The 6364-nt window shown below is 60.4% G+C and carries 6 protein-coding genes; 4 read left to right on the top strand and 2 right to left on the bottom strand.

Annotated features, from left to right (window positions below; translation table 11 throughout):
* Nucleotides 1-473: 473 nt before the first annotated feature.
* Nucleotides 474-638, top strand: a complete 165-nt coding sequence (locus NGM28_RS28155) for a hypothetical protein (protein ID WP_252092507.1) — start codon at nt 474-476, stop codon at nt 636-638.
* Nucleotides 639-656: 18 nt separating this feature from the next.
* Here the strand turns inward: NGM28_RS28155 and NGM28_RS28160 are convergent, their stop codons facing one another.
* Nucleotides 657-1118, bottom strand: a complete 462-nt coding sequence (locus NGM28_RS28160) for an Lrp/AsnC family transcriptional regulator (RefSeq protein ID WP_252092508.1) — start codon at nt 1116-1118, stop codon at nt 657-659.
* A gap of 582 nt (nt 1119-1700) precedes the next feature.
* Between NGM28_RS28160 and NGM28_RS28165 the strand changes: the two genes are divergently transcribed.
* From NGM28_RS28165 to NGM28_RS28175, 3 genes are all read left to right on the top strand, one after another.
* Nucleotides 1701-2837 (top strand): RNA ligase RtcB family protein, encoded by a 1137-nt coding sequence (locus NGM28_RS28165; RefSeq protein ID WP_252092509.1) that lies wholly within the window; start codon nt 1701-1703, stop codon nt 2835-2837.
* Nucleotides 2837-3457, top strand: coding sequence for a peptide chain release factor H (prfH, locus tag NGM28_RS28170; protein ID WP_240063906.1), 621 nt, complete (start codon nt 2837-2839; stop codon nt 3455-3457). The genes NGM28_RS28165 and prfH overlap by 1 nt, the downstream gene beginning before the upstream one ends.
* A gap of 638 nt (nt 3458-4095) precedes the next feature.
* Nucleotides 4096-4326 carry a hypothetical protein gene (locus NGM28_RS28175; protein WP_252092510.1) on the top strand — a complete coding sequence of 77 codons (231 nt, stop codon included), beginning with the start codon at nt 4096-4098 and terminating at the stop codon, nt 4324-4326.
* A gap of 1005 nt (nt 4327-5331) precedes the next feature.
* On the opposite strand, the gene NGM28_RS28180 is transcribed toward NGM28_RS28175, so the two are convergent.
* A complete protein-coding gene (locus NGM28_RS28180) occupies nt 5332-6303 on the bottom strand; it encodes a DUF2345 domain-containing protein (RefSeq protein WP_252092511.1) in 972 nt (323 codons plus the stop codon).
* Between the last annotated feature and the right edge of the window lie 61 nt (nt 6304-6364).

The following is a 6364-nucleotide window of genomic DNA, read 5'->3' on the forward strand; positions in this document are numbered from 1 at the left end:
GCTTGACCCGCGAACACCGGCGAAGCCGGTGCCATACACTGTGGCGCCTGCTTCGTGGGCAAGCCCACTCCCATAGATTCGGTTTGGTCCTACAGAGGTAATTGTTAACAGGACCTATCCTACAGGCCTTGTCGTCTCGGTCCGGCTTTCAAGGTACTTCTTCGCGGTTAACTTTTTCCGGTCACCGCACATTCGGTGACCGGGCGTGAGAACCCGATACCAACTTGAGCGCCGAGGCGTGCGTTATGGCAGCCCTGCGCGGGCAGGCTTTTGCCTGGCCGGTTTCCAAGTTGGCCGGATTCTCACCCCGCGTACGGCTGCCACCTTGATCCCGTGAGAAGGATTCAGAGCGCAGTTATCCCAGACTCAACTTGGATACTGCGCTATGAAAAAGATCGTCCCAGACCCACCCCTGAAGCTGAACCCCACCACCGATCTTCACCGTCCGCCCTGGCGTCGACGCCGCCGATGCCTTGGTCCACGCCAGCATGCTGGCCCGCGCCATCCAGGAAATCGCCGACAACTACGCCCTGCATCACGCCCCCGAAGCGAACCGGGCGATGATCTGGTCGATCCTGCATTCGGCGGAAACGCTCAGGGCATTGCTGGAGGGATTGCTCGACGCCATGGAAGCCTGACGGCAAGACACGGGGCAGTCAGCCTGGCTGCCCCCGGTCCACCTTGCTGCTGAGGATGATCGACGTGGTGGTCTTCTCCACCCCGTCGAGGCTGCCGATCTGGTCGAGCAGTTGGTCCAGTTGCTCGGGCGAATCACTGTGCAGCCAGGCGACATAGTCGAACTCGCCGCTCACTGCGCACAGTTGCTGCACCTGCCCCATGGCCGACAGCCGCCGTACCACTTCCTTGCCCGCGCGCGGCTGTACCTTGATCCCCACATAGGCCTGCAAGCCACCGCCAATCAGGCGTTGGCCCAAGCGCACGCCGTAGCCGGTGATCACCTTGCTCTTTTCCAGCCGCGCCAGGCGCGAGTTCACCGTGGTGCGGGCGATGCCCAGCTGGCGGGCGAGGGTGGCGACGCTTTCCCGGGCGTTGATCTGCAACAGAGCGATCAATTGGCGGTCGATTTCGTCGAGGGAGATGGGGCGGGTGTCTGGCATTCTGAGGTCCTTGCTCGGCGGCAAGCCAGCCTAGCCATGCCTCGCCTGGTTGTGAAGCCTTGTGACCGACATGCGTGCGCAGAAATGAAAAAGCCGCGCTGATGCGCGGCTTTTCAGATTTGGTGGGCCCACACGGACTCGAACCGTGGACCAAAGGATTATGAGCTGCCTGGAGACGCTGCAAACCCAGTCAAACCGTGCGTAGCTTAGCGTAGGCATAGTTAGCTGGAAGTAGCGTGGTTACTGGTGTTTAGCGTAATTTGGCGAAATGGGTGGAAGCTGGGCACGGTACCGCCAGTGTATTGTTTTTTGTACCGCGGAGCGGTCAGGTTTTTCGGCCATGACGTTGTTCTCCTGGTAAAAATGTGATCAAGGTTGTTGTAAGGTGGCAATTACACACCTAAGATGCCCGCCTTCTCTCACCCGACAGCAAAGGAGGTACATCATGCAACAGTTGATCACCCTTTGCAGGTCGCGCCTGGCTTGAACGCATTCGCCGCTACTCGTTAGCGGTACCGCAACGCCCGGCCTCTGGCCTGCCAATCCGAACATCTTTTTGTTTCAACCCATCAGGATTGGACTATGGGCACTTGCATTCGCAATTTGTCCGACGGCGCCGTATTGGTCGCCGCGGACGACACCTGGATCGAAGGAAAAGCGATCCAACAACTCGAAACCACCGCTCGCCTAGGGGGCATGCATCGGGTGGCCGGCATGCCGGACCTGCATCCGGGGCGTGGCTATCCGGTCGGCGCGGCATTCTTTTCCGTGGGGCGTTTGTACCCGGCGCTGGTCGGCAATGACATCGGCTGTGGCATGGCGCTATGGCGCACGGACATCCCGACCGCCAAGCTGCATCTGGACAAGCTGGAGAAACGCCTTGGCAACCTCGACCTGCCGCTCGACGAGACGTGGCAGGAGGCCGTCGCCAGCTTCGGTTTGCCTGTCACGGGGCACGAGCGTTCTCTAGGTACCATTGGTGGTGGTAACCACTTCGCCGAGCTGCAGCAACTCGATGAGAACTACGACGATGCGGCCCTGGCAGCCTTGGGCATCGAGCGCAAACACCTGCTGTTGCTGGTGCACAGCGGCTCGCGTGGTTTGGGCGAGGCGATCTTGCGTGAGCAGGTCGACCTGTTCGGTCATCACGGACTGGAGGCGGGCAGCGAGGCCAGCACTCATTACATGGGCCGGCACGACGGCGCGCTGCGTTTTGCCGAAGCCAACCGTCAGTTGATTGCCCGGCGCATGCTCGACCGCTTGCGTGCCGATGGCGATGTACTGCTCGACATCAACCACAACCTGGTGTCGCCAGCGCGGGTCGACGGGCTCGATGGTTGGCTGCATCGCAAAGGCGCCACACCGTCGGATCAGGGGGCGGTGGTGATCCCTGGTTCGCGCGGCGACTACAGCTACTTGGTACAGCCGATCGCCGACGAGCGCAGCCTGTTGTCCCTGGCCCATGGCGCCGGACGCAAATGGATGCGCAGCGAGTGCAAGGACCGCCTCGCCTCGCGCTACAGCGTCGAGCAACTGAGTCGTACGGCACTAGGCAGCCGCGTGATCTGCGCCGACCGGGCGCTGATCTACGAGGAAGCGCCGGAGGCCTACAAGGCTATCGACTCGGTGGTGGGTGCCTTGCGTGAAGCGGGGTTGGTTCGCGTGCTGGCACGACTGAAACCGGTGCTCACCTACAAGACGCGCGGAGGGTGCTGCTGATGATCCTACTGCAACTCTCGGCGGCTCAGGGGCCGGAAGAATGTGCCCTGGCAGTGGCCAAGGCATTGCTCAGGCTGCAGGCCGAAGCGGATGCCCAGGCCGTGACGGTACGGATACTCGAAGAAGAGCCGGGGCCGCGGCGCGGTACCTTGCGCTCGGTGTTGCTGGCACTGGATGGCGAGCAGGCCGAGCGCCTGGCGGATCACTGGACGGGCTCGCTGCAATGGACGTGCAGCAGTCCGTACCGGCCGGGGCATGCGCGCAAGAACTGGTTCTTTGGGGGCGCACGGTTTGCGCCACCGGCACCGGAATTGGCGAGCGAGATCCACTTCGAGACCTTGCGTTCGTCCGGGCCGGGTGGTCAGCATGTCAACACCACCGACTCGGCAGTGCGCGCCACGCACCTGGCCAGCGGCGTCAGCGTCAAGGTACAGAGCGAGCGTAGCCAGCACGCCAACAAGCGCTTGGCGCTGCTGCTCATCGGTCAACGCCTGGCGCAACAGGCAGAGCAGGTCGACAGCGAACTGCGCGCGGAGCGGCGGTTGTTCCATCACCGCATCGAGCGTGGCAATCCACGTCGGGTGTTTCGTGGCGAGCGCTTCGAGCCGGCTGACGAGTAGATTGTGTGCGAGTAGTCGTCGAGCAAAAGTCAGGCTGGGCGGCGTAGGCGATGCCGGCCCCACGAAAACGGATGAGGAAAGGACCCGGCTCGCACTCGGGTTTACGAGTTGCAAATGAGCATTCCGAATCTGAGGCGATCCCGCCAAAAACGCAAAAACCGCGCATCGCGCGGCTTTCTGTTTGGTGGGCCCACACGGACTCGAACCGTGGACCAAAGGATTATGAGCCCGAAAAAATCACCCATGGTTGCTGGGTAAACCCGTGATGCGCCTGATTTTATTGAATATTTACTGACATTGGGGAAGGGTATTTAAATTCGGTGTGGACACATTGTGGACACATCCGACTGTACCGAGCTGCACAGATCTTCAATTCTTTGCACGCTGTGCAATGCCCTGGTGCGCCAGGCGGCCCGCGCAGTGCCTGCCCTGGGCCGGGGTTGCACCAGCCTTGGCGGTTGCACTATTTCGCGAGGCAAAGCGCGTCGGCGGGAGGGGGATAAGTGATTTCTCTTCGAGATTTTTTTTGCGGATGGGATTTTCCGCGCAGTTCCAGCTGCAGCTCGTCAGCGACCGCTAGGCACTCGGTTGAATTCGAAATACTGTATGCGTGTACAGGTATTTTTGAGGGCTTGCCCATGGTCAACGCAGACATCACGCCAATCACTGTCCAGGAGTGGTACCAACTACTGCAGGATGTCAGCTCGTTGCTCAAGTCAACGACAGCCCACCACCGGGAACTGCTGCATCAAGCGTATGCCCTGCGTGACGCACACGCGGTGGATGCTGGCACCCTGGCTGAGATGTTGGAGCTAGCCGACGAGGCCCTGGTGTATGCCCATGACACGCTGTCCGATCAGCACTGGTGATCGTATGCGCGTTCTCATAACGCCGATGCGGCGTCTTGGTGTGGATCTATCCAAGCAAGAGCGCGGGCAGTACCGAGCGGTGAAGGGGGATGTGCATGTGCAATGCGTGCAGGATTCCCGCCTTGGGCGAGCCACGAACGTGGCAGAGGTGGCCCCCCACTTCCCTATGCAATCGGCACAGTTACCTGCCCTTTACGATGCAAGCCTGTCCGGGATGTCCACACGGGGGTTCGTGCTGAGTGGCTTCGAAGTGATCGATGGCTGCGCCTACGCGCAGTCCTGGTGGTGCAGATTGGAATAGAACAGGGGCCGAAGCCCCTGTCCTCTCATTACGTAAACTTCGTAACGAGATCAGCTAATTCATTGAACAAGCTGACATACAACACTACAACAGCAATAGTGTTATTCCATTCGAGACTCATGGGAGATTTCTTCAAGGCTCTGTCCTCTACGATTTATGGGCCTCCAGTTTTTGGAGGATATCCCTTAGAGCCAACTTTACTCCGGCATATGGGCATATGAGGTACAAACCTCGGAATGTCAGAATCAGGATGATTCCGAGCTTCGCATGCCGAACGGCGGTTGACGACATCGTCGGGTACAGATAGCCTTCAAAGTGTCTAGGTTTGAAGAAGTGCCCGGCTCAGAGGTTGAAGCCATCATAAGCAGGAGATTTCCTCTTGTGAAGCCCCAATTTCAGGCCCCCGAAGGCTCGCCACTGTGCGAGCCTTTTTTTTTTGTGCTGCTCTGACCAGGAGGGGAAGCGCGTATCCCGCGCCGTGACTGGGCTCCACGAAAATTTATGTTCCATTAAATGGAACACTCTTCCGCCTTATCATGTGTGTGTTTTTTTTTGAAAGCACGATATGTGAATTTCATTTAACGCTGAATGTCGATAAGTACAAGCGACTAGAACTTTGAGCTTGCGCATAAGCGAGCACTTGTATTGTCGAAATCGACAACAAAGTGAGCATCAAGAACTAGGTCGCAACTTCAATCGCATTGCTACAAAGTGATCGGCTTAAGCTTCGTCGCTAGCAGCAACGCAGAGCCGGCGCCTTGGGTGAACGCAGCCGCATTGCTCGGTGGTGGCGTCGGTCCATGCACGTGCCCGGCCAGCTGGGTGTTCATCTCCTGGACCAGGTCGAGCAAGTCGCAAAGCACCTGCAGCACATTCACCCCTTCAGACCCCAGCCACGTCTTCGGCGCCTGCAGGCGCTGACTGACGCCTGCCACGCTTTTCCGCAAGCCCTCGATCCGCTCCTGGACATCGCCGCCGACCGTCGCGTTGAGCTTCTGCCCCACCACCAGGTTGAGGTCGCGCCCGGTGGCCTGGTGCAGGTCATCCACAGCGGCCAGGCTCGCGGATCCGCCGGACAGCAGCTTTAGCGCGCCCAGGGCTTCGACCTTCTTCACCCCGCCCACCGTCTCGGTGGAATGGTCGTCCACGTTCCTGGTGTGACTCTGGAACTGCTCGCGGTTGGCCAACGACTCCACTTCGCGCTCGATCGCCTTGTCCTGGATCTTCCCGTCCGTCTGGCGCAGCCAGTTACCGTCCGCGTCGACGCGCTGCTGACAGGCCTCGCTGTGCTGCCAGACCTGGTCGCCTTTCGGCACTCGGGGCAGGCTCAGCCCATGCGGCAGGATCTGCTGGATAAATGGCTTGTGCGGCAGGCCATAGGCGAACGACACGACCACCGTCGTGCCTTCCTCGGGGAACCCGAACATGCCGGCCTCCTGCCCGCCCATGGGTGCCGGCAATGGCAGGCTGGTGAACACCGGCAGCGCCGGATCCGGTTCGCCGTCAGGCAGCAGCACCTGGACATCGACGCCGAAGCGCGGGCGGAAGTCGTCGCACAGCCCGGGCGCCGCCGGGGCATCCGGTACCGCGACCACGCGCCCGAAGCGCGGTAAGTGGTAACCCCCGGTGATTTCGGGGAATTGGCGCTCTACAGCGCGGCGGATTGCGTCTTCCATCGGATGGCCATTTGGTTGCCGGCCAGCGCGACGTGGGTCACGCGCTCGCCCTGGTTGATCA

It is taken from the genome of Pseudomonas sp. MWU13-3659 (assembly GCF_023757525.1).
In the GTDB taxonomy this organism is placed as follows: Bacteria; Pseudomonadota; Gammaproteobacteria; order Pseudomonadales; family Pseudomonadaceae; genus Aquipseudomonas; species Aquipseudomonas entomophila_E.

Bases quoted from the DNA above. Each gene is read 5' to 3' on its own strand.
- NGM28_RS28160 (WP_252092508.1), bottom strand. From the start codon at position 1,118: ATGCCAGACACCCGCCCCATCTCCCTCGACGAAATCGACCGCCAATTG.
- NGM28_RS28165 (WP_252092509.1), top strand. From the start codon at position 1,701: ATGGGCACTTGCATTCGCAATTTGTCCGACGGCGCCGTATTGGTCGCC.
- prfH (WP_240063906.1), top strand. From the start codon at position 2,837: ATGATCCTACTGCAACTCTCGGCGGCTCAGGGGCCGGAAGAATGTGCC.
- NGM28_RS28175 (WP_252092510.1), top strand. From the start codon at position 4,096: ATGGTCAACGCAGACATCACGCCAATCACTGTCCAGGAGTGGTACCAA.
- NGM28_RS28180 (WP_252092511.1), bottom strand. From the start codon at position 6,303: ATGGAAGACGCAATCCGCCGCGCTGTAGAGCGCCAATTCCCCGAAATC.